The organism is Klebsiella sp. MPUS7 (assembly GCF_009905335.1).
Classification (GTDB): Bacteria; Pseudomonadota; Gammaproteobacteria; order Enterobacterales; family Enterobacteriaceae; genus Klebsiella; species Klebsiella grimontii.
Map to the genome: position 1 here is coordinate 2,434,609 of NZ_CP047604.1, position 22,233 is coordinate 2,456,841.

Below are 22,233 nucleotides of genomic sequence, written 5' to 3' on the forward strand. Positions count from 1 at the left end.
TTGCTTTTATGCTGCCAGGTTAGCGGCAACAAACTTCCAGTTTACCAGCGCCCAGAAGTGTTCCAGATAGTTTGGACGGGCGTTACGGTAGTCGATGTAATAAGCGTGTTCCCAGACATCCACGGTCAGCAGCGGAGTCGCGTCGCTGGTCAGCGGCGTACCCGCGTTGCTGGTGGAGACAATGGCCAGGCTACCGTCGGCGTTTTTCACCAGCCAGGTCCAGCCTGCGCCGAAGTTTTTTGCCGCCGCGTCGGTGAATTTGGCTTTGAAATCAGCGAAGCTGCCGAAGGATTTAGCGATAGCGGCCGCCAGTTCGCCTTGCGGCTCGCCGCCGGCGTTTGGCGCGAGGCAGTTCCAGTAGAAGGTGTGATTCCAGACCTGCGCGGCGTTGTTGAAGACGCCGCCATCGGAAGAACGCACGATCTCTTCCAGGGTTTTCCCTTCAAACGCGGTGCCTTTGATCAGGTTATTCAGGTTGGTGACGTAGGCCTGGTGGTGTTTACCGTAGTGGTATTCCAGGGTTTCTGCGGAAATGTGCGGCGCCAGGGCGTCTTTTGCATATGGTAATGCAGGTAATTCGAACGACATTGCTACTCTCCTTTTTATAGTTTGTACGCGCAATAACCATGTATTACGCAGGGTAATAGTAGCAAATTAAAAGATGTGGCAAAAGAGAGAGTTACCCTGCCGCCCAAGCGGCAAGGCATATTTAGCGAATGGTTTTCGGCGTCATAACGCGACGCGCGCCGACGTAGTGGCGTACCCAGTAATCGTCGCTTAATGAGGTGATCTGAATATCGCGGCCGGTGCGCGGAGACTGGATAAATTTGCCGTTGCCAACGTAAACGCCGACGTGATCGGCAGTCCCGCGCCCGCGGGTGCGGAAAAAGACGAGATCCCCGCTCTGCAGCTCGCCGCGATCCACCGGACGGGCGTCGCGCAGGTGATACATCTCATTGGCGGTGCGTGGAATATGGATTTTAACCAGATCTTTATAGGCGTAATAGACCAGGCCGCTACAATCAAACCCGGTGCGCGGGGAAGTACCGCCCCAGCGATAGGGCTTACCAATCTGATCCATCAGCTTTGACATCGCGGTGCTTTGCGCTTTTTGTACCCGCGCCTTATGCGCATCGGCGATAGTCAACTGCGGCTCATCGGCGATGGGTTTGCAGCGGGTTTTATAGCCTTTACGCACCACGCATTTTTTCTGCACGCTCGCCGTTGCCATCTTGCTTTCCGCTATTGACCTTGTCGAGCTGGCGCACAGTTTTTTATAGCCTTTGCGCAGGACGCATTTTTTGGTGACGCTGGCGGTCTGGCGTGACGCGGTTGATTTGCTGCGGCTGGCGGTCGACGTTTTCTTGCTGGGGGTTTTGGCGGCGGTTTTACTTTTGGAATTGACTGCTTTTTTCTTACGCTCCGCGGTCGTGCCCTTGGCCGGATGCGCTTTTGGCGTGGCCGAAGCGTGCGTATGCCCGGAAGCATGCGCCAGCGGCGTAAGTGAAATAGATGTGAAAAGTAATGCACAGAGCGAAATCGCGATTTTGTTAAGACGCGCCACTGAGCACTCCCCTGATTAAATTACAGACATATACAGATGCCTGACGATGAATGACAAACCGCATCGATTCTAAAGCATAAAATCGTGGAGAGTTACTACTCTTTTGTATCTAAAGTCTCGTTTGGTTAACATTTGCAAAAAAATGCTTCCGTCAGCGCCCCTGACGCATGAAAAACGCGCAACGCGTTGCCGCGTATAGCAATAAAATGATATTTTTGAGGCAACTTTGGCCGACAGAAGATAAAATGTGGCAAGTGAAAAAAATGTTATTATCGGTCCTGCGTTCAGGGCGCTACAATGACAAATTACTGCCGTAGAGAAGTTTGAGGAAGCACGACAATGAGCACGACTTTAGAAAAAATCCAACATCAAATCGCTGAAAACCCGATCCTGCTGTACATGAAAGGATCACCGAAACTGCCAAGCTGCGGTTTCTCCGCGCAGGCCGTTCAGGCGCTCTCCGCCTGTGGCGAACGTTTTGCCTACGTCGATATCCTGCAAAACCCGGACATCCGCGCAGAGCTGCCGAAATACGCTAACTGGCCAACCTTCCCGCAGCTGTGGGTAGACGGCGAACTGGTCGGCGGCTGCGACATCGTGATTGAAATGTATCAGCGCGGCGAACTGCAGCAGCTGATTAAAGAAACGGCCGCTAAGTATAAAACTGACGAGCCGAAAGCGGAGTAATTCTGCTGCTATTAAAAAAGCGACTTCCGATGAAGTCGCTTTTTTTTATCGTTTATTCTTCGGCCACCGGTAATGGCCAGCCGCCGAGACGCTTCCAGCGGTTGACGATTTCGCAGAACAGCTGGGCGGTTTGTTCGGTATCGTATAGCGCGGAGTGCGCCTGGGTACCATCAAACGCCATCCCTGCGGCAATACAGGCTTTCGACAGCACCGTTTGCCCCAGCGCCAGGCCGCTCAGGGCCGCGGTATCAAAGGTGACGAACGGGTGGAACGGATTACGTTTCAGCCCTGCGCGCTCTGCCGCCGCCATGGTAAAGCTGTGATCGAACGTGGCGTTATGCGCAACCATGATCGCGCGGCTGCAGTCGCTCTCTTTCATCCCTTTACGGACCATTTTGAAAATCGCGTGCAGCGCATCGTATTCGCTCACCGCGCCGCGTTCGGGGTCGTGGGGGTTAATACCGTTAAAAGCCAGGGCTTCGGGCTGCAGGTTGGCGCCCTCAAAAGGTTCAACATGAAAATGCAGCGTTTCGTCCGGCATCAGCCAGCCTTCTTCATCCATTTTCAACGTAATAGCGGCGATCTCCAGCAGGGCGTCGGTTTTGGCATTAAATCCGGCGGTTTCAACATCGATTACCACAGGATAAAAACCGCGAAAACGGTCGCACAGACCATTAAGTTGAACGTTCTCGGACATCAGATTCTCTTAGCTGGAAAAAAGTAGCGCGCATTATGGCAAATTTTGCCGCGCCTTGCAGCAGGCAGGGGGATAAAACAGCGGGCACCGCGGGTGCCCGAGCAGATTAATTGCCGAGGCCTTTACCGGCGTCTTTCTCTTCGATCAGTTCGATTTTATAACCATCCGGATCTTCGACGAAGGCGATAACGGTGGTACCGCCTTTCACCGGACCGGCTTCACGCGTCACGTTGCCGCCGTTCTGGCGAATACGCTCGCAGGCTTCCGCCGCGTTTTCAACGCTCAGCGCGATATGGCCATAAGCGCTGCCGAGATCGTACTTATCAACGCCCCAGTTGTAGGTCAGCTCAATCACGGCGGTATCGCTCTCTTCGCCGTAACCCACGAATGCCAGCGAGTATTTATACTCCGTGTTTTCGCTGGTGCGCAGCAGTTTCATGCCCAGCACGTTGGTGTAAAACTCAATCGAACGTTGCAGGTCGCCAACGCGCAGCATGGTGTGAAGTAAGCGCATAATGTCCCCTATGCAGTTTATGTTGATACAGCAGAGCGTTGAGTATAGCGGCGATAACCCGCCGCTATCAATGGAGGGATTACAGGGTCGGGTAATCGGTATAGCCTTCCGCGCCGCCGCCGTAGAAGCTTTCCGGACGCTGTGGATTCAGAGCGGCCTTTTTCTGCAGGCGCGCGACCAGATCCGGGTTGGCAATGTAGTCGCGACCGAAGGCCACGGCATCGATCAGGCCTTTACCGATCAGATCGTTTGCCTTTTCGACCGTGTAGGCGCCAGCGCCGATAATGGCGCCGGGGAAACGGTCGCGCACTTTCTGACGGAACTCATCGCTGTACGGCTGGCCGCCGGCCCAGTCCGGCTCGGACATGTGCAGGTAAGCGATGCCGCGTTTGGCCAGCTCTTCGATCAGATAGAGCGCGTCGGCCTCTTCATTCGCACCGTTATCGACGTTCTGGAAGCTGCCAATAGGCGAAACGCGAATACCGATACGGTCGGCGCTCCACTCTTTACTTGCCGCATCAACCACTTCCAGCACCAGGCGCGCGCGGTTTTCCACGCTGCCGCCGTACTGGTCAGTACGGTGGTTGGAAGAGGGGGAAAGGAACTGGTGCAGCAGGTAGCCGTGCGCGGAGTGCAGTTCGACAAGATCAAAACCGGCATCGCGGGCGTTGCCTACCGCCTGACGGAAATCATCAACGATCCCCGGGATCTCATCGGTGTTGAGCGCGCGCGGCATCGAGGTGTCGACGCGAATAGCATGGCCGTTTTCATCGCGCAGCGAGGTACGGGTACCCGCGCTAATGGCCGACGGCGCCACCGGGGCGGCGCCGCCAGGCTGGATGCTGCTGTGCGAAATGCGCCCGGTGTGCCACAGCTGAACGGCAATACGCCCGTTTTCGGCGTGTACGCCGGCGGTGATTTTTTTCCACGCGGCAATCTGTTCCGGGCTGTGCAGACCAGGCGCGCCCGCGTAGCCTTTAGCCTGAGCGGAGATCTGGGTGGCTTCGGAAATAATCAGGCCGGAGCTGGCGCGCTGACGGTAGTATTCACCCATTAGCGGGGTAGGGATATCGCCCGGTTCAATGCTGCGCAGACGCGTCAGCGGAGCCATAAATACGCGGTTGGGCGCGGTTACCGCACCTACTTTCAACGGGGTAAACAACTTTGATTCTGACATAGTGACTCCTGAGTAGACCGGTCGTCTTGAAACTGATGAAATAAAAACGCCTGTTAAACGCCAGGCGCAGCAATAATATTTTTAGCGTGGGCAAGGGCGCTTTCCAGCGGCGTTGCGCTACGCGTAATCTTGGCCTGCAGATTCGCCCCCAGCCACAGGGAGTAGAGCACCTGGGAAAGGGTGAACGCGTCGCCGTCAAACTCAAGGCTGCCTTCCTGACGGCCTTTCTCCAGCGCATCGCCCAGCAGGATAATGATTTGGCTGGCGCCTTTATCCATCGCGGCGCGCATATCTTCCGACAGATCGCAGACCTCCGCCGACAGCTTCACCGTCAGACAGCCGCTAATAATGCCCTGCTGGCAAAATTGCGTCAGCGTATGCTGATAATAGGCCAAAAGGCGATCGCGGTAGTTTCCCTGACCGTGGTCAAAATGCTCCACCAGGCGCTGAAGGTATCCGGCGTAATGATGCTCGAGCAGCGCAACGCCAAAGGCTTCTTTTGAGCGAAAGTAGTGATAGAAAGAGCCTTTCGGCACTTCCGCTGTTTTCAGCAGTTCACTCAGCCCCATGCCGGTAAATCCCCGATGCATGCAGAGCTGCTCGCCGGTGACCAGGATATGTTCGCGGGTGTTGCATTCACTGTGCTTGTTCATAGCGCTCACTGTAATAGACCGATTGGTCTAATGCAAGTCATAATTAAAAATGCCGCCTGGCGCAGAGGGCGATGAACAAAATTTGCGTACGGCGAATGAAACGTCTTCAATAAAGAAAGAGATGAGCGGCAGGAGAGGCGAAGTGGCTGAACAACTGGAGTTCTTCCCGGTGCAAAGTCCGTGCCGGGGGATTTGTCAGTCTGATGAACGTGGCTACTGCCGGGGGTGCATGCGCAGCCGCGACGAGCGTTTCAACTGGCAGAAAATGAACGATGCGCAAAAGCAGGAGGTTCTGCGTCTGTGTCGCCAGCGGCTGCTGCGCAAATTACGCGCGGCTAAGCAGGATAGTGCGGAAGAACCGCAGCAACCCTCACTGTTTTAAGCATAAAATTGCGTATACTCAGGGCACATTTTTGTTGAGGAAGCTGTTATGGTTCAGCGTATTGCTATGGCTCCGCAGGGGCCGGAATTTTCTCGTTTTGTGATGGGCTACTGGCGTTTGATGGACTGGAATATGTCCGCGAAAGCGCTGGTGAGCTTTGTTGAGCAACACCTGGATCTGGGCGTCACCACTATCGATCACGCCGATATTTACGGCGACTATCGCTGTGAGGCGGCGTTTGGCGAAGCGCTAAAGCTGGCTCCGCATCTGCGCAGCCGGATGGAAATCGTCACCAAATGCGGGATAGCCACTAAAGCGCGGGCGGAAAACACCATCGGCCACTATATTACCGACCGCGACCATATCGTTCTCAGCGCCGAACAGTCGCTGCGTAATCTGGCAACCGACCATCTTGATCTGCTGCTAATCCATCGTCCGGACCCGCTGATGGATGCGGATGAAGTCGCGGAGGCGTTCCTTGCCCTCCACCATAGCGGCAAAGTTCGCCACTTCGGCGTATCTAACTTTACTCCCGCCCAGTTTACCCTGCTGCAGTCGCGCCTGCCGTTTACGCTCGCGACCAACCAGGTGGAAATTTCCCCGGTCCATCAGCCGCTGCTGCTGGACGGTACGCTGGATCTGCTTCAGCAGCTGCGTATCCGGCCGATGGCCTGGTCCTGCCTCGGCGGCGGACGTTTATTTAACGATGACAGCTTCCAGCCGCTGCGCGATGAGCTGGCGCGCGTTGCTCAGGAGCTAAATGCGGAGAGCATTGAGCAGGTGGTGTACGCCTGGATCCTGCGTCTGCCATCGCAGCCGTTGCCGATCATCGGCTCAGGCAAAATCGAGCGCGTGCGCTCCGCGGTGATTGCTGAAAAGCTAAACATGAGCCGCCAGCAGTGGTTTCGCATTCGTAAAGCGGCGTTAGGCTACGACGTTCCGTAAACACCGACACCTCAGCAATGGCCTACACTTAGTAGCGATAGAGCCATTAAGGAGGTGTTATGCAACGATGTATTCTCGCCATACTTACCCTGGCCGCGTGCGCAGGCGCGCAGGCGGCCAGTGAAAGCGTCGATATCAATCTTGTTACCAGCCAGAGCGTCGGTCAGGCTATCGGTAGCGTTAAAATCAGCGAAACCGAGAAAGGTCTGGAGTTTACGCCAGACCTGAAGGCGCTGCCTCCCGGCGAGCACGGCTTCCATATCCACGCCAACGGCAGCTGCCAGCCCGCGATTAAAGAGGGCAAAGCCGTCGCCGCTGGCGCAGCCGGCGGGCACTACGATCCGCAAAAAACCGGAAAGCATGAAGGTCCTGACGGCGCCGGGCATCTCGGCGATCTGCCATTCCTGGTGGTCAACAACGACGGTAAAGCCACCCAGCCGGTGGTGGCACCGCGTTTAAAAACGCTGGATGAGGTGAAAGGCAAGGCGCTGATGATTCACGTGGGGGGCGACAATATGTCCGATAGCCCGCAGCCCCTTGGCGGCGGCGGCGAGCGGTTTGCCTGCGGCGTGATTAAGTAGTTCTTTCCGTCAGGGTTCCGGCAATCGGCGCCTGCTCCAGCTGCGACAGCGCGCACCATAGCCGCCAGATAACCGCCGCCAGCTCTTTGGCCGCCGGCTGGTGGTGGTGATTAAGCGCGTCGCAGATGCGCTGCAGCTCCTGGAGCGTAGAGGCGAGCGGGCGCTGCTGTACCCCGCGCTCGCTCATTACATCCCGCAGCAGGCTGATACATAAATCACGCACCTGCGATAGCGGGTCGGAACGGGTTTCCCACTCGCGCAGCTGCCACACCACGTGGGAACAGTTGAGCAACACCACGCCCCAGCGCAGCAGCCAGCGGCGCGCCAGCGCATCCTGGCTATTGCTGAGCTGGCTAATATGGTGGTAAACCAGCGATTCAAATTCGTGCTCGCTGTGCTGCGGGCGGCGGCTGAGCTGGTCAACAAAGTGACGCCGTAACGCACGGATATGGCGGCGGCTTTTACGCGCGTCCGAACCCGGGCTGATAATGGCGAACGCCAGCCAGGCGAGGCCTACGCCAATGATTTTCCCCAGATTATCGTTAAGAAACGACGCGTAGTCGTAGACCGGCGGGTTGGTGACCGAAATAAACGACCCCATAAAGACAATCAGCTGACCCCATAGTCCGGCGAGCTTAGGCATCTGTAGCTTCAGCAGCTGCATGGTCGTCAGCAGCGGAAACAGGAACAACAGAAACTGCCATAAATCGGTGATCTGCACCATCAGGCCAAACTTCACAACAAAGCTAAAGAGCGAAAGCAGGATCAGGGTGCGCATCAACAGCGTTAAGGACTTAAACGGTGAAGGAGAGACCGAATAGAGGACGCAGCAGATAGCCGCCAGGGTCAGAGCTGCGGCGCAGGCCTGCCACTGGGTGCTAATTCCCCATGCGCCGACCATTACCAGCGCGCAGAAAGTGCGAACGCCGTTCCACAAGGCTTCGGCCTGGTCGGTATGGCGGGCCAGCGCTGGCGCGGAAGGCACGTTAAATTCAGTCACCGCGGTGGCGTTTTCGATGCGCGTGAGCCAGCGGCTGCTCACCAGGTAGAGACGACAAAAGTAGCGCAGACGCTTCCAGAAGGCGATATGCCGGTAATCAGCATCCGCGGGCGGCGCCAGCGGGGCGATGATGCGGGCGACGCTCAAGGCATCGGCGTTTGTATACGCTAATTCGTTAAGCAGTGACTCCAGAATCTCGCGGGTGCGGGCGGGCGCGGTGGGCCAGTTGAGCAGCATCCGCCGCAGGCTCGAAATCACGCTGGTCATTCGCAGCTGCTGATGCAGCAGATAGTTCAGCAGCGGGTTTTGCCGACGAAAGCGATAGTGGCTCCAGAAGGCCTGGATACGCAGCAAATTCATGGTCAGGATTTGCCCAATCACGCTCTCGTGCGCGGTGCGGATCGCATCGGTAGTTTCCGGCACCCACAGCAGGCTGGCGTGTTCCAGCAGGCGCGCGTGCATGTTTTTCAGCGCCGTCAGCAGCGTAGCGCCATCGGACGTGCTCGGTAAAATCATCATCATCAGCCCGCCGCACAAAATACCGACGATAACCTCGCAGACGCGCGACTGGGCGATAGTCCACAGTTCGTTGGCGTCAGTGATATTGATAACCGGAAAAGCGATGATCGCGCAGGTATAGCCCGCGAGCTGGAAAGCGTAGGCGACGTTATTGGTGAACATCGCGCAGGCCCAGGTACAGAGGGCTATCCACGCTGAAATGCTGAAGAGAAACAGCCACGGATCGTTGAGCGTGTGCCCGGCCAGCAGCAGCGCCGCGCAGGCGCCGAGCAGGCTGCCGGCAATACGCCCGAAGCTTTTGCTGATCACGCCGCCGACGGTGGGAAAGCTGACCACCGCGGCGGAGGTCATTGCCCAGTAGGGTTCGTCAAGATTCAGCCAGTAGGCGACGCTCAGCGCCAGGCACATGGCAATCCCGTTGCGCAGGGCATAGCGCCACTGCGGACGGCTGGCCTTAATCCACGGGAGCGCGCGCCACGACAGGGCCTGCAGCTTCATTACTGCGCGCCGATGGCAACGGTACAGGTGGTACCGGAGACCAGGGTGGTATCCGGCGGCAGATGGTCAAACTCAATGCGTACCGGGACGCGCTGAGCAAGGCGGACCCAGGGAATATTCGGTTTAATATTCGCCACTAGCCCGCCGCTGCTCTCCACGCTCTGGTCGACTATCGCGCGTCCGATGCTGCCAACGTGACCCTGTAACTTTTGCTTGCTGCTATAAAGAATAATCTGCGCGCTATCGCCGGGACGAATATGACGCAGTTTCGTTTCTTCAAAATAACCCACCACGTAGAAGGAGTGGCTGTCGACGAGGGCGAAAACCGGGTGGCCAACGGCGGCGTAGTCGCCAACGCGGGTCGAGAGATTGGTGACCCAGCCGTCAACCGGCGCTTTGATTTCCGTCTGCGTGAGCTGCCATTGGGCATGATCGAGCGTGGCCTGCGCCACGCCAACCACCGCCTTAGCGGCTTCGAGGTTGGTCGTCGCGGTATTCAGCGCGGTATTGGCGTTTTCTAAATCTTCTGCTGAGATGAAATTCTGGGAAAGATGACGCCGGCGGTTAGCATCGCTGGCGGCTTTTTTCTGTTCCGCCTGCGCGCGGGCGACTTCTGCTTTGGCTTTAGCGAGCTGCGCGCGGGCGTTGAGCAGGGCAATTTTATACGGCGTGTCGTCGATTCTGAACAGCACCTCTCCGGCCTTCACCAGCTGGTTATCGCGCACGTTTAGCTGCAGGATGCTGCCGGAAACCTGCGGCGTAACGCCAACCTGTTCGGCGCGCACCTTGCCGTCGCGGGTCCACGGGGATTGCGTGTAGTAATTCCAGACCAGCCAGGCGGCAATAATGGCCAGCGCGGCGACCAGCAGCGTGGATAAGTATTTTAGTTTCTTCATGGAATGAACATTACCAGATAGTCAGTAAAACCAGCGCCAGACAGACGGAAAGCGCAAAGAAGGAGAGGTCCATTAACAGGGGATGCCAGATCTCGCCTGCGTACATCCAGTCCCGCAGCTGGCGATGGACAATCAGCCAGATAAAAAAGCCCAGCAGAACCGCTTTAAAGACAGGAGGGAAATAGACAGAAGCGCCGAACACCAGGTCCTGGAGCGACAATCCGGCAGTGTTAAGACTCAGTTTCACAAGCAAAAATCCTTTGCCGTTGCAGGAAGAATGTTCAGGTGATGCGATTATTCACATTGTAAATCATTGTTCTGATTCTAGTGAATCAGGTAATTCATTTGTTTTGGTAATTTAAATGCTGCACACTATTCTAAAATCAGTATAATAACTTAGCAAGCTAATTATAAGGAGATGAAATTGGAATCGCCACTTGGTTCTGATCTGGCACGTTTGGTACGCGTCTGGCGCGCGCTAATCGACCATCGCCTGAAACCTCTGGAGTTAACGCAGACGCACTGGGTCACGCTGCATAACATTCACCAGCTGCCGCCTGAACAGTCGCAGATTCAGCTGGCGAAAGCCATTGGTATTGAGCAGCCGTCGCTGGTTCGCACGCTCGACCAGCTGGAGGAGAAAGGGCTTATTTCTCGCCAGACCTGTGCAAACGATCGGCGGGCAAAACGTATCAAGCTTACGGAAAAGGCCGAGCCTCTGATCAATGAAATGGAAGAGGTTATTGGCAAAACGCGTGATGAGATTCTGGCAGGCGTTTCCAGAGAAGAAGTGGAAACGTTGCTTAATTTAATTCGTAAACTTGAACACAACATCCTCGATCTCCAGGCAAAAGATTGACCTTAACGGGGCCTTGAAGAAACTCAAGGCCTCTTTTTTATCTATTCATGCCATACCACAACGCGGTTACGACCGCTGTTTTTCGCCTCGTACATCGCGGTATCCGCGCGCTTAACGCACTCTTCTGCCGAAACACGCGTATCCTGCGTCGTGAAAACCCCCATGCTGATAGTCATTCTTTCGGGTAATCCTTCCTGCTTCTCGCTAACGGAGAGGCGGATGCGTTCGGCGACAGCCAGCGCTTCCTTTGCGCCGATATTGACCAGCAGCAGGGCAAACTCTTCCCCGCCGATACGCGCGGCGGCATCGTCCTGGCGCACGTTGTTCTGCAACACGCTGGCAGCAAATTGGATCACCTTATCGCCCTGCACGTGACCGTAGGTGTCGTTGATGCGCTTGAAGCGATCGAGGTCGCAGACGATCACCGATAGCGGTTGTGAAGCGGAAACCTTCGGCAATCGTTGATTCAGGGTGTCATAAAAATAGCTGCGGTTATACAGCCGGGTCAGGGGATCGCGAATCGAGTTCTGGTAAGAGCGGACGTATCTTTCGTTCGATTCGCGATAGAGCATAAAAACATCGCACAGCAGGACTAAAATCAGAAACAGGGTGCTAAGCGTTTCAAAGAATCGCGCCTGGTTCCAGGCGTGACTGCTATCACCTGCGGTTGAGAGTAGAACCATTAACGTAAATATATAGGCGGTACAAAAAAAGGCCCCGCTGTACCAGAATATATTACGCAATTGAGTCAGGCTAATCAGTAAAATCAGCGTTACTGACCATATGATAATTAATAACCAGCCAATACGATTATGCCACAGCGGCGTAAAAGTGTAGGTCAGATTGTCAAGGAATTCAATACTCAACAGCGGGGAGTTGCTGGAATGAATCCACGATAATATAAGCACTGCGGCAATAAAAACAAAGCAACCTGTCAGTACCGTTCGGTGAATTTTACCTGAGCTAAGGGTGATGTTGCGAAAACGGTATAAAACAATCGATGTTATAAATAAAATGGCCATCATCACGTTGCGGAAAAAATAAAAAATCAGCGCGTCATTTTGGTTAATGGCGCGACCCTGTCCGCAAATCAACCAGTCGGGATAGCTGCCTATCGTTCCCAGCATCAGCATGGCCGAGCAGGCAAAGGCGAAGGTAATCGGAACCAGGTACAGCCGTTTTTTATCGCACAGATATTTCATTCCCATAAAACAGGCAATCATAATATGAAAAGTCATCAGCGAAATCGTCAGTACAGGAAAAAGCATGGATGATGTTGTAGGTATACGATGAATTAACGAGTCGCTGAGGTAATTAAGCGTGGTAATCGCAAGGATACACACGGCAGCGTAAAGAAATATCCGTTGGGGTAAGCTTTTTATATTAGCGCGCATAGTCAACATCCCTGAAAAATGCGAGGATAAACGACGATGTTGTCGTAAATGATTTAAATAGTACTCATTGAAGATTACTTGATGGCAGCAGGGGGGATATTGCGCGGGCGCAAAGAGTTGAGGTGCGGCAGGAAAATATAAATATATTTATATCGTTTATTTATGTTGGTAAATGATACATCTTTTATATAAATAAGCGGCCCGTCAGGGCCGCAGGGATAAGGTTTAGCGTGGGGATACCGTAACCTGGCTGCCGCTGCCGGCAATGGCCACGCGCTGGCCAACCGAGAACGGCGTGCTGCCTTGCTTCTGCACCACCATGATGGTGTTACCGTCATCTTTGCGGATTTCCAGTTCAACGCCCTGGGTTTTGTTCATCGCACCCTGTACGCCCTGACCGGCTACGCCGCCGGCGACAGCGCCTGCCGCCGTTGCCAGTGAGCGGCCCGTGCCGCCGCCAATGGTGTTACCCAGGAAGCCGCCGAGAACCGCGCCGCCGATGGCGCCGATAGCATTGCTGTCATCTCCGCCCTGAATCTGCACCGCGCGGGTATGGACAATAGTGCCGTAGGTCACGCTCTGGACCTGTTTGGCTTCGGATGCGGAGTAAACATCGCCGGACAGACCGCTGCTGCTGACGCAGCCTGCAAGCGTAAAACCAATCATCGAGACAGCCAAAACACGTAAAATCATTTATGAATCTCCTGTTCACCAAGAAGCGTTCTGTTGAACTTCCTTGTAGCCAATTATATGGCATTTAAGCGTCTGCTGGCATAGCAGATGCAGTGACTATACAAAAAATAATAATCAGAGTCGTCTCAACCTAAACTAAACACAAGTTCTTTACCCTACGAACGACAGCGCTGCTTGTATTGTTAAAAAGTATTATAGCAGCATAGCATTGCCCCCTCGTTTATGGTGGAGTGTGGGGATATACGAGAGTCATGGAATGAAGGAAAGCGTATGAAATCAGGCCGCTTTATCGGCGTAATGTCCGGCACCAGCCTTGATGGTGTTGATGTTGTCCTCGCAGCAATTAATGAAAATATGGTCGCCCAGCAGGCCAGCCTGACCTATCCCATCCCCATTGCTATTAAAGAAGACATTCTGGCCATCTGTCAGGGCCAGCAGCTTACGCTATCGCAGCTGGGGCGGCTTGATACGCGTCTGGGACGGCTGTTTGCCGATGCGGTTCAGGCGTTGATGACGCAGGAAAAGTTACAGGCGGCGGACATTATCGCCATCGGCTGCCATGGCCAAACGGTCTGGCATGAGCCTACGGGCGACGCGCCGCATACCCTACAGATTGGCGACAATAACCAGATTGCCGCGCGTACCGGCGTGACGGTCGTCGGCGACTTTCGTCGTCGCGATATGGCGCTCGGCGGGCAGGGCGCGCCGCTGGTTCCGGCGTTCCACCACGCGCTGCTGGCGCATCCGGTAGAGCGTCGAATGGTTCTTAATATTGGCGGTATCGCCAACCTCTCCCTGCTGGCGCTGGGGGTACCGGTGCGCGGCTACGACACCGGGCCTGGTAACATGCTGATGGACGCGTGGATCTGGCGACAGTGTGGTAAACCCTACGATAAAGACGCGCAGTGGGCCAGCGAGGGTAAAGTGGTGCTGCCGCTGCTGCAGGATATGCTAAGCGATCCGTGGTTTGCGCTACCGGCGCCGAAGAGTACCGGTCGCGAATACTTTAACTACGGCTGGCTATCGCAGCATCTGGCGCGTTATCCGGGGCTTCGCGCCCAGGACGTGCAGACCACCCTGGCGGAGCTGACCGCCGTCAGCATCAGTGAACAGGTGCTGCTCAGCGGGGGATGCGAACGTCTGCTGGTCTGCGGCGGCGGCGCGCGTAATCCGCTGCTGATGGCGCGTCTGGCGGCGCTGCTGCCGGGAACGGAAGTGTCGACCACCGATGAGGCGGGGATCAGCGGTGATGATATGGAGGCGCTGGCTTTCGCATGGCTGGCGTGGCGGACGCTTGCCGGATTACCCGGTAATCTCCCTTCGGTAACCGGCGCGTCGCAGGCTTCCGTGCTTGGCGCGATTTTCCCGGCAAATCCGCCGCAAAATCAGAGTTAACTGAAATCACCCGCGCCGGTTTCTTCGTAGACTGGACAGCGTTGAGGGAGGGCGTTATGCCTTCCCGGACCGGGAAAGTCGAAGGCAAATTAATGAAAAAAATACTTATTCTTGCGGTACCTTTTATGCTCGCGGGCTGTAGCTACTACAATCAGTTTGTCGAGCGGATGAATACGGACACACTGGAGTACCAGTGCGACCAGAAGCCGTTGACCGTCCATCTTAATCATACTCGCCAGCAGGTCAGCTTTATCTACGATAACCAGCAGCTCAACTTGCAGCAGGGGTTATCCGCATCCGGAGCGCGCTATACCGACGGCGTTTACGTCTTCTGGTCGAAGGGTGATAACGCGACGGTCTATAAACGCGACCGTATCGTGCTGGAAAACTGTCAGCTGCAAACCGCCAAACGTTGAGATTTCGGTCATGGGGGCGCACAATGACGCTACCCTTTGATTATTGTCTCAATTGCCATGTCTGATAACGACGAATTGCAGCAAATCGCGCACCTGCGCCGCGAGTACACCCGTGGCGGCCTGCGTCGCCACGACCTTCCCGCCGAACCTCTGGCGCTATTTGAACGCTGGCTGCGTCAGGCCTGCGATGCGAAGCTCGCCGATCCAACGGCGATGGTGGTCGCCACCGTTGATGAAAACGCCCAGCCTTACCAGCGCATCGTTTTGCTTAAGCACTATGATGAAAAAGGCCTGGTGTTTTACACCAACCTTGGCAGCCGCAAAGCCCACCAGATTGAAAAAAATCCCCGCATCAGCCTGCTGTTCCCATGGCATATGCTGGAGCGCCAGGTGATGGTTATCGGCAAAGCAGAACGCCTTTCAACGCTGGAAGTGGTTAAATATTTCCACAGCCGTCCGCGCGATAGCCAGATTGGCGCCTGGGTGTCGCAGCAGTCCAGCCGTATCTCGGCGCGCGGCATCCTTGAGAGTAAGTTCCTCGAGCTTAAGCAAAAGTTCCAGCAGGGCGAAGTTCCTCTGCCGAGCTTCTGGGGCGGATTCCGCGTCAGCATCGAGCAGATGGAGTTCTGGCAGGGCGGCGAGCATCGTCTGCACGATCGTTTTCTCTACCAGCGGCAAAACGGCGGCTGGCAAATCGACCGACTGGCGCCATAAAGCACGCAAAAATGTTGTGTTAAGCGCTGGTGCATCGTGGCCCGGCGCTTTATTCTATACGCTTCATTTTTCAAGCTGCATCTTTGTTAGCCGCGCCTGTCTGGCTCTGTCGCTTACCTGAGTAAGTTCCCTGGGCTTTTACATGCTTGCCGCCGCGATGCAGCTTGAATAATTTTGCGTAGATGTTTTTTTTCGCGTCTGGCGAAAAGTCGTGTACCGGCAGAGGTGCAGTCGTTTATAGATGGAGAATTTGATGGCAAGCAGTAACTTGATTAAACAATTGCAGGAGCGGGGGCTGGTAGCCCAGGTGACGGACGAGGAAGCGTTAGCAGAGCGACTGGCGCAAGGCCCGATCGCGCTCTATTGCGGCTTCGACCCTACCGCCGACAGCTTGCACTTGGGGCATCTTGTTCCATTGTTATGCCTGAAACGCTTCCAGCAGGCTGGCCACAAGCCGGTTGCGCTGGTCGGCGGCGCGACGGGGCTGATTGGCGACCCGAGCTTTAAAGCCGCTGAGCGTAAACTGAACACTGAAGATACCGTGCAGGAGTGGGTGGATAAAATCCGCAAACAGGTCGCGCCTTTCCTCGACTTTGATTGCGGGGATAACTCGGCCATTGCCGCGAATAACTACGACTGGTTTGGCAGCATGAACGTGCTGACCTTCCTGCGTGATATCGGCAAGCACTTCTCTGTAAACCAGATGATCAACAAAGAAGCGGTGAAGCAGCGTCTCAACCGCGACGACCAGGGCATCTCTTTTACCGAGTTCTCCTACAACCTGCTGCAGGGTTACGACTTTGCCTGCCTGAACAAGCTGCACGGCGTGGCGCTGCAAATCGGCGGTTCTGACCAGTGGGGCAACATTACCTCCGGTATCGACCTGACCCGTCGTTTGCACCAGAACCAGGTCTTTGGCCTGACCGTACCGCTGATCACCAAAGCCGACGGCACCAAATTTGGTAAAACTGAAGGCGGCGCGGTGTGGCTGGATCCGAAGAAAACCAGCCCGTACAAGTTCTACCAGTTCTGGATCAACACCGCGGATGCTGACGTTTATCGCTTCCTGAAGTTCTTCACCTTTATGGACATGGCTGAAATCAACGCCCTGGAAGAAGAAGACAAAAACAGCGGTAAAGCGCCGCGCGCCCAGTATGTGCTGGCCGAGCAGGTGACCCGTCTGGTGCACGGCGAAGAAGGACTGGTGGCGGCAAAACGCATTACCGAGAGCCTGTTCAACGGTAACCTGAGCGATTTGAGCGAAGCCGATTTCGAGCAGCTGGCGCAGGATGGCGTGCCGATGATCGAAATGGAAAAGGGTGCCGATCTGATGCAGGCGCTGGTGGATTCTGAGCTGCAGCCGTCCCGCGGCCAGGCGCGTAAAACCATCGCCTCCAACGCGGTGACCATTAACGGCGAAAAACAGTCCGACCCGGAATATGTGTTTGTCGATGGCGACCGCCTCTTCGGGCGCTACACCTTACTGCGCCGCGGTAAGAAAAATTACTGTCTGGTCTGCTGGAAGTAATTGCGTAAAGGCAGGGGCGTGGGAAACCGCGCCCCTTATTTTTTGCTCTCAGGTAATCAAGATGAAGAATATCCTCGCCATCCAGTCCCACGTTGTGTTTGGCCATGCGGGCAACAGCGCCGCTGAATTTCCGATGCGCCGCCTTGGCGCCAACGTCTGGCCGCTTAACACCGTACAATTCTCCAACCATACCCAATACGGAAAGTGGACCGGCTGCGTCATGCCGCCGGCGCATTTAACGGAGATTGTGCAGGGGATAGCCGATATTAACCAGCTGCAGCGCTGCGACGCGGTATTAAGCGGATACCTGGGGTCGGCGGAGCAGGGCGAACATATTCTTGGCATCGTGCGTCAGGTGAAAAGCGCCAATCCGGCCGCGAAATATTTCTGTGACCCGGTGATGGGGCATCCTGAAAAGGGCTGCATCGTGGCGCCTGGCGTCGCGGAGTTTCACGTGCGCTATGCGCTGCCGGCGAGCGATATTATTGCGCCAAACCTGGTTGAGCTGGAGATCCTCTGCGGGCACCCGGTGGCAAACGTTAACGAAGCGGTTTTGGCCGCCCGCGAGCTGATTGCTCAGGGGCCGGAAGTGGTGCTGGTGAAGCATCTCTCACGCGCCGGGCTGAGCATGGATCGTTTTGAAATGCTGCTGGTCACCGGGCAAGAGGCCTGGCACATCAGCCGTCCGCTGGTGGATTTTGGCATGCGCCAGCCGGTGGGCGTCGGCGATGTCACCAGCGGGCTGCTGCTGGTTAAGCTGCTGCAGGGCGCGAGTTTGCGCGATGCGCTGGAGCACGTCACCGCCGCGGTGTATGAAATCATGCTGGCGACAAAAAATATGCAGGAGTATGAGCTACAGGTTGTGGCGGCTCAGGATCGTATTGCCCAGCCGGAGCACTACTTCAGCGCCACGCAGCTTTAAGAGGCGTGAGAACAACTTGCCCGACCTGCGTCGGGCAAGGATCGGCGTTACTTCAGCCCTTCAGCCTCGAGGGCGGCGGCTACGGCAGGCCGCGCGGCAACGCGCTTCATCCAGACCGCAATATTGCTATAGCCTGCCATATCCAGCTTCACGGCGTACGCCCAGCGCAGCACGGTGAACAGGTAGCCATCGGCGATAGTGAAACGGTGCCCGTTAATCCACTCTTTATCTTCCAGGCATTCGTTAACGTACTGCATTTTTTTGTCCAGCAGCGCGCGAGCGACAGGTTTGTAATCCTCCGGCGTATCAGGACGAAACAGCGGGGTAAAACCTTTATGCAGTTCCGTCGCCACGTAGTTTAGCCACTCCAGCGTCTGATAGCGCGCGATGCTTCCCACCGGTGCCAGCAGCTGGCGATCCGGCACGCGATCGGCGATATATTGCATAATGGCCACACCTTCCGTCAGCAGCACATCATCGTCCAGCAGCAGCGCCGGCACCTGACCTTTCGGGTTTACCAGCAGATAATCATCCCCGTTTTCGAGACGTTTTTTCATCACGTCAACGCCCTGCAGGGTGAAGTCCAGGCCGCTCTCGCGTAGCGCGATATGCGAAGCAAGAGAACAAGCGCCGGATTTGTAGAACAGTTTCATCGGTAACTCCTCGTGGCTGCGGTTTTCTGTATGTTAGTCCGCCCAGGGGCAAAAAAAAACCGCTAACAGCGCGTTAGCGGTTTAAATTTATGGGTTTTCCCGGGGAGCTTAGGCCGTAGCGGTATCGCGGGCTTTTGCCGTTTTATCATCGTCCTGGGTCATGCGGTTCAGCTTAGGCGCCGTCAGCAGCATCAGGATGGCGATAATGCCGGTGGCGACACCAATATGCAGGAATACGCGACCGTAAACTTCTAGCGACATCAGCGGGTCAGTCACGTTATCCGGCACCGCCATCATGTTCGCGACGTAGCCGCCGATCAGGTTGGCGCCAGCGGTAGTCAGGAACCAGCTGCCCATGATGAAGCCCATCAGACGCTGAGGAACCAGTTGCGCAACCATCGCCAGACCCAGGCCGGAGATCATCAGTTCACCGATACTTTGCAGGCCGTAGCTGATAACCAGCCAACTGACGTTCACGATACCCGCGTCGCTGGCAAACTTAGCGCCCAGCGGCAGTACGAGGAAGGCGCCGGAACAGAGGACCATACCAATAGCAAACTTCATCGGCATCGGCAGGGTATCGCCCATTTTGTTGTAGATAGCGGCCAGAATCGGGCTACCGATAATGATCCAGAATGGGTTCAGCGCCTGGTACTGCTCAGGCTCGAAAGCGATGCCAAGCAGAGAGTGTTCAACGTTGCGAATCGCAAAGAAGTTAAGGGAGGTCGGCATCTGGCTGTACAGAACAAAGAAGATAATCGCCTGCAGCATCAGGATGAACGCGACGATCATTTTGCGCCGCGCGGCGCCCTGCATCGCGAAGGCTTCTTTAGCGAAGATAACGATAATACCCAGCGCAACCACGCCCAGCGCCATACGTGCAACACCCTGGTTGTGCAGCAGCCAGGTTGCAATCGCGATGAGAACCACCACGCCAACGATTGTCGCCAGCAGCTTGCCTACCTGCAGCGGGGCGAAGTCAGGCTTCGAGCCGTACTGTTTAACCCAGCGCTGGCAGAAAGTGAAGTTGACAATGGTGATCACCAGGCCGACAAAGCTCAGGGCGAAAGCGACGCTCCAGCCGAACTTCGCCGCCAGCCACGGCGTGGCCAGCATAGAGAAGAAGGAACCGATGTTGATGGACATATAGTACATGGTAAATGCACCGTCCAGACGCGGGTCGTTCTTTTCATAGCAGGTTGAGAGCAGGGAAGAGGGGTTAGCCTTAAACAGGCCGTTACCGACGGCAATCGTCGCCATACCTATATAGACGATGCCCGCATCGTGCCCGGACCACGCTACCAGGCCATAGCCGATGGCCAGAACAATGGCACCGAGCATAATGACGCGCTTGGTGCCCAGCACCTTGTCGCCCAGCCAGCCGCCAATCGCCACCAGGCCGTAGACCAGGGCGCTAAAGGAGGAGAACAGGGTGATAGAATCCGCTTCTGACATACCCAGCTGTTTAACCAGGTAAACGGCCATGATCCCTTGCAGGCCGTAGAAACCAAAACGCTCCCATAGCTCAATCGAGAAGATGAGATAGAACGATCGTGGTTGTTTGAAAGCGTTCAAGCTGACGCTTTCTGTTGGTTTATTGTTTGCAGTCGACACAAATACCTCTTTTTTTACATCCCATATTAACGGGGGGTGCTCGGGGCGCAATCTTCTCAGACCGCCGCCTTTATAGTTATTCTGGAGGGAAAACGGCAGGTAATGTTCACTATCCTGTCCCTTCAGGCAATAGCTTTGCAATAATCTGTTACACATATTTTGTGCGGAATAATACACCGCATACACAAATGTTATTCAGAGTTAAATTTCAAGCTTTGGTGAATGGGAGCGTTTTTATCTGCCGCAATGGAAAATTTTTCGTATAATGGCGATATGTTCTGCTGAGTGCGCTTGCATCCAGTGATATAGCCCATAATCCTAAAAATTGATGGGTTATTGTGTTGGTATTTAAGTTGAGGGTATTTGAATCAGCAGGTTTGGGTACAATTACGTTAACAATTAACCAACAACAAAATGACCAGGTGATCCTGATCACAAATGTATAGAAATTTTGACTCTAAAAAAAATGAATACCCTGGATGATGATTATATAACCGCATAATCACCCGCAGCCGGGGCAAAACCATGGCGTGAATGTCGATAAAGCCGGGGGAGGCAGAGTCATCTCTTTGGGAGGACAATGACTCTGCGCGTCGTCAGGAATAGACCTTCTCTTTATACTCGCAAAGATCTTCTATCAGGCAGGAGCCGCAGCGCGGTTTACGGGCAATACACGTATAACGACCATGCAGGATTAACCAGTGATGGCAGTCGACTTTAAATTCCGCCGGAACCACCTTTAACAGCTTTTCTTCCACCTGTTCCACGTTTTTACCGGGCGCAAATTGTGTTCGATTACAAACGCGGAAGATATGCGTATCGACGGCGATTGTCGGCCAGCCGAAGGCGGTATTCAGCACCACGTTTGCCGTTTTGCGTCCCACGCCGGGAAGCGCCTCAAGGGCCGCCCGATCTTCCGGAACTTCGCCATTGTGCTGTTCAAGCAGGATCCGGCAGGTCTTGATAACGTTTTCGGCTTTACTGTTAAACAGACCGATGGTTTTGATATACGCCTTCACGCCCTCAACGCCCAGCGCCAGCATGGCTGCTGGCGTATTGGCGACCGGATAGAGTTTTGCCGTGGCTTTGTTGACGCTGACGTCGGTGGCCTGCGCCGAGAGCAGAACGGCGATCAGCAGTTCAAACGGCGAGTTAAAATGCAGCTCCGTGGTGGGGTGCGGGTCGTTATCCCTGAGCCTGGTGAGGATCTCCAGGCGTTTACTCTTATTCATCCTATGCTTTTCCCGTCACATCAGACGGCGCAATGAGATCGGCTTGCGCCGCTTTGGCTTTGCGCTGTTTGCTACGTTCATCGATGAGGTATTTTACCGCCAACATCATGCCGAGGCCAATAAATGCGCCCGGTGGCAGCATCGCCAGCAGGAACGGCGTATCGGTATGGAATACTTCAATGCGCAGAACTTTAGCCCAGCCGCCGAGCAGGCTATCGGCACCGTCAAACAGGGTGCCGTTGCCGAGGATTTCGCGCATCGAACCGAGCACAAACATTGCGCATGTCGCCCCCATCCCGATGGAGAATCCATCCAGCGCCGAGAGCGCCGGGCCTTTTTTCGCCGCAAAGGCTTCCGCGCGGCCAACCACGATACAGTTGGTGACGATCAGCGGGATAAAAATCCCCAGAGACTGATAAAGGCCGAAAGCGTAGGCGTTAATCAGCATCTGCACGACGCTCACTACCGACGCGATGATCATCACGTAAATCGGGATACGGATTTCCGTCGGCGTCCAGCGACGCAGGCTGGAAATGGTCAGGTTCGTCAGGGTCAAAACCAGCGTCGTCGCCAGCCCAAGACCGAGAGCGTTGGTGGCGGTAGAAGTCACGGCGAGCAGGGGACACATCCCCAGCAGCTGAACCAGCGCGGAGTTGTTTTTCCACAACCCCTGAACAATAACGTCTTTAACTTCGCTCAT

General features: G+C 55.3%; 25 protein-coding genes. 10 read left to right on the forward strand and 15 right to left on the reverse strand.

The annotated features are described in order from the left end of the window. Window positions 1–6: 6 nt before the first annotated feature. A complete protein-coding gene (sodB, locus tag GUC22_RS11430; protein WP_004119467.1) occupies window positions 7–588 on the reverse strand; it encodes a superoxide dismutase [Fe] in 582 nt (193 codons plus the stop codon). Between the two features lie 121 nt (window positions 589–709). Then, a complete protein-coding gene (locus tag GUC22_RS11435; RefSeq protein ID WP_049130938.1) occupies window positions 710–1,564 on the reverse strand; it encodes a C40 family peptidase in 855 nt (284 codons plus the stop codon). A 339-nt stretch (window positions 1,565–1,903) separates the two neighbouring features. Here GUC22_RS11435 and grxD point away from each other — a divergent pair, with 339 nt between their 5' ends. Next, window positions 1,904–2,251, forward strand: a complete 348-nt coding sequence (gene grxD, locus GUC22_RS11440) for a monothiol glutaredoxin 4 (RefSeq protein ID WP_004119469.1) — start codon at window positions 1,904–1,906, stop codon at window positions 2,249–2,251. A gap of 52 nt (window positions 2,252–2,303) precedes the next feature. Here the strand turns inward: grxD and rnt are convergent, their stop codons facing one another. The 4 genes from rnt to GUC22_RS11460 all read right to left on the reverse strand — a co-directional run bounded on the left by rnt (window position 2,304) and on the right by GUC22_RS11460 (window position 5,292). After that, window positions 2,304–2,948: a ribonuclease T gene (rnt, locus tag GUC22_RS11445; protein ID WP_004136784.1), complete on the reverse strand. Its 645-nt coding sequence runs from the start codon at window positions 2,946–2,948 to the stop codon at window positions 2,304–2,306. Window positions 2,949–3,054: 106 nt separating this feature from the next. Next, on the reverse strand, window positions 3,055–3,462 hold the full coding sequence (gene gloA / locus GUC22_RS11450) for a lactoylglutathione lyase (protein ID WP_004119471.1): 408 nt from the start codon (window positions 3,460–3,462) through the stop codon (window positions 3,055–3,057). A gap of 79 nt (window positions 3,463–3,541) precedes the next feature. Next, window positions 3,542–4,639, reverse strand: a complete 1,098-nt coding sequence (locus GUC22_RS11455; RefSeq protein WP_024357970.1) for an alkene reductase — start codon at window positions 4,637–4,639, stop codon at window positions 3,542–3,544. Between the two features lie 53 nt (window positions 4,640–4,692). After that, window positions 4,693–5,292, reverse strand: coding sequence for a TetR/AcrR family transcriptional regulator (locus GUC22_RS11460; protein ID WP_024357971.1), 600 nt, complete (start codon window positions 5,290–5,292; stop codon window positions 4,693–4,695). Window positions 5,293–5,413: 121 nt separating this feature from the next. On the opposite strand from GUC22_RS11460, the gene GUC22_RS11465 reads away from it, so the two are divergent. The 3 genes from GUC22_RS11465 to sodC are packed head-to-tail and all read left to right on the forward strand — an operon-like array spanning window position 5,414 to window position 7,200. After that, window positions 5,414–5,674, forward strand: coding sequence for a DUF1289 domain-containing protein (locus GUC22_RS11465; RefSeq protein ID WP_165909784.1), 261 nt, complete (start codon window positions 5,414–5,416; stop codon window positions 5,672–5,674). Window positions 5,675–5,722: 48 nt separating this feature from the next. After that, window positions 5,723–6,619, forward strand: a complete 897-nt coding sequence (locus GUC22_RS11470; RefSeq protein ID WP_064342803.1) for an aldo/keto reductase — start codon at window positions 5,723–5,725, stop codon at window positions 6,617–6,619. A gap of 59 nt (window positions 6,620–6,678) precedes the next feature. Then, a complete protein-coding gene (gene sodC, locus GUC22_RS11475) occupies window positions 6,679–7,200 on the forward strand; it encodes a superoxide dismutase [Cu-Zn] SodC (protein WP_049085879.1) in 522 nt (173 codons plus the stop codon). On the opposite strand, the gene GUC22_RS11480 is transcribed toward sodC, so the two are convergent. Genes GUC22_RS11480 through GUC22_RS11490 form a run of 3 tightly spaced genes read right to left on the reverse strand, consistent with a single transcriptional unit; the run spans window position 7,193 to window position 10,360 of the window. Next, window positions 7,193–9,217, reverse strand: a complete 2,025-nt coding sequence (locus tag GUC22_RS11480; protein ID WP_064342802.1) for an FUSC family protein — start codon at window positions 9,215–9,217, stop codon at window positions 7,193–7,195. The two genes, sodC and GUC22_RS11480, sit on opposite strands and share 8 nt — an antisense overlap. Beyond that, window positions 9,217–10,113 carry an HlyD family secretion protein gene (locus GUC22_RS11485; protein WP_004136796.1) on the reverse strand — a complete coding sequence of 299 codons (897 nt, stop codon included), beginning with the start codon at window positions 10,111–10,113 and terminating at the stop codon, window positions 9,217–9,219. Before GUC22_RS11485 ends, GUC22_RS11480 begins: the two co-directional genes overlap by 1 nt. A gap of 10 nt (window positions 10,114–10,123) precedes the next feature. Next, the gene (locus GUC22_RS11490) at window positions 10,124–10,360 is read right to left on the reverse strand and encodes a DUF1656 domain-containing protein (protein WP_004119481.1); all 237 of its coding nucleotides are present in this window, start codon (window positions 10,358–10,360) and stop codon (window positions 10,124–10,126) included. Between the two features lie 171 nt (window positions 10,361–10,531). Here GUC22_RS11490 and slyA point away from each other — a divergent pair, with 171 nt between their 5' ends. Beyond that, window positions 10,532–10,972 (forward strand): transcriptional regulator SlyA, encoded by a 441-nt coding sequence (gene slyA, locus GUC22_RS11495; protein WP_029669661.1) that lies wholly within the window; start codon window positions 10,532–10,534, stop codon window positions 10,970–10,972. Between the two features lie 41 nt (window positions 10,973–11,013). Here the strand turns inward: slyA and GUC22_RS11500 are convergent, their stop codons facing one another. Together GUC22_RS11500 and slyB are read right to left on the reverse strand one after the other, a co-directional pair. After that, the gene (locus GUC22_RS11500; RefSeq protein WP_024357976.1) at window positions 11,014–12,366 is read right to left on the reverse strand and encodes a GGDEF domain-containing protein; all 1,353 of its coding nucleotides are present in this window, start codon (window positions 12,364–12,366) and stop codon (window positions 11,014–11,016) included. A gap of 225 nt (window positions 12,367–12,591) precedes the next feature. Then, a complete protein-coding gene (gene slyB / locus GUC22_RS11505) occupies window positions 12,592–13,059 on the reverse strand; it encodes an outer membrane lipoprotein SlyB (RefSeq protein ID WP_004851450.1) in 468 nt (155 codons plus the stop codon). A 270-nt stretch (window positions 13,060–13,329) separates the two neighbouring features. Between slyB and anmK the strand changes: the two genes are divergently transcribed. From anmK to pdxY, 5 genes are all read left to right on the forward strand, one after another. After that, the gene (gene anmK / locus GUC22_RS11510) at window positions 13,330–14,454 is read left to right on the forward strand and encodes an anhydro-N-acetylmuramic acid kinase (protein ID WP_160183521.1); all 1,125 of its coding nucleotides are present in this window, start codon (window positions 13,330–13,332) and stop codon (window positions 14,452–14,454) included. Between the two features lie 92 nt (window positions 14,455–14,546). After that, window positions 14,547–14,870, forward strand: coding sequence for a C-type lysozyme inhibitor (gene mliC / locus GUC22_RS11515; RefSeq protein ID WP_004136809.1), 324 nt, complete (start codon window positions 14,547–14,549; stop codon window positions 14,868–14,870). Between the two features lie 57 nt (window positions 14,871–14,927). Further along, window positions 14,928–15,584: a pyridoxamine 5'-phosphate oxidase gene (pdxH, locus tag GUC22_RS11520; protein WP_004119519.1), complete on the forward strand. Its 657-nt coding sequence runs from the start codon at window positions 14,928–14,930 to the stop codon at window positions 15,582–15,584. A gap of 253 nt (window positions 15,585–15,837) precedes the next feature. After that, the gene (tyrS, locus tag GUC22_RS11525; protein ID WP_024357979.1) at window positions 15,838–17,112 is read left to right on the forward strand and encodes a tyrosine--tRNA ligase; all 1,275 of its coding nucleotides are present in this window, start codon (window positions 15,838–15,840) and stop codon (window positions 17,110–17,112) included. Between the two features lie 61 nt (window positions 17,113–17,173). After that, complete coding sequence (gene pdxY / locus GUC22_RS11530) at window positions 17,174–18,034, forward strand: pyridoxal kinase PdxY (RefSeq protein WP_004136812.1); 861 nt, start codon at window positions 17,174–17,176, stop codon at window positions 18,032–18,034. Between the two features lie 47 nt (window positions 18,035–18,081). Here the strand turns inward: pdxY and gstA are convergent, their stop codons facing one another. The 4 genes from gstA to GUC22_RS11550 all read right to left on the reverse strand — a co-directional run bounded on the left by gstA (window position 18,082) and on the right by GUC22_RS11550 (window position 22,233). After that, window positions 18,082–18,687, reverse strand: coding sequence for a glutathione transferase GstA (gene gstA / locus GUC22_RS11535; protein ID WP_004136813.1), 606 nt, complete (start codon window positions 18,685–18,687; stop codon window positions 18,082–18,084). Between the two features lie 108 nt (window positions 18,688–18,795). Continuing rightward, a complete protein-coding gene (dtpA, locus tag GUC22_RS11540) occupies window positions 18,796–20,301 on the reverse strand; it encodes a dipeptide/tripeptide permease DtpA (RefSeq protein ID WP_024357981.1) in 1,506 nt (501 codons plus the stop codon). A gap of 596 nt (window positions 20,302–20,897) precedes the next feature. Beyond that, a complete protein-coding gene (nth, locus tag GUC22_RS11545) occupies window positions 20,898–21,533 on the reverse strand; it encodes an endonuclease III (protein WP_004132317.1) in 636 nt (211 codons plus the stop codon). A gap of 1 nt (window position 21,534) precedes the next feature. Further along, on the reverse strand, window positions 21,535–22,233 hold the full coding sequence (locus GUC22_RS11550) for an electron transport complex subunit E (RefSeq protein WP_160183522.1): 699 nt from the start codon (window positions 22,231–22,233) through the stop codon (window positions 21,535–21,537).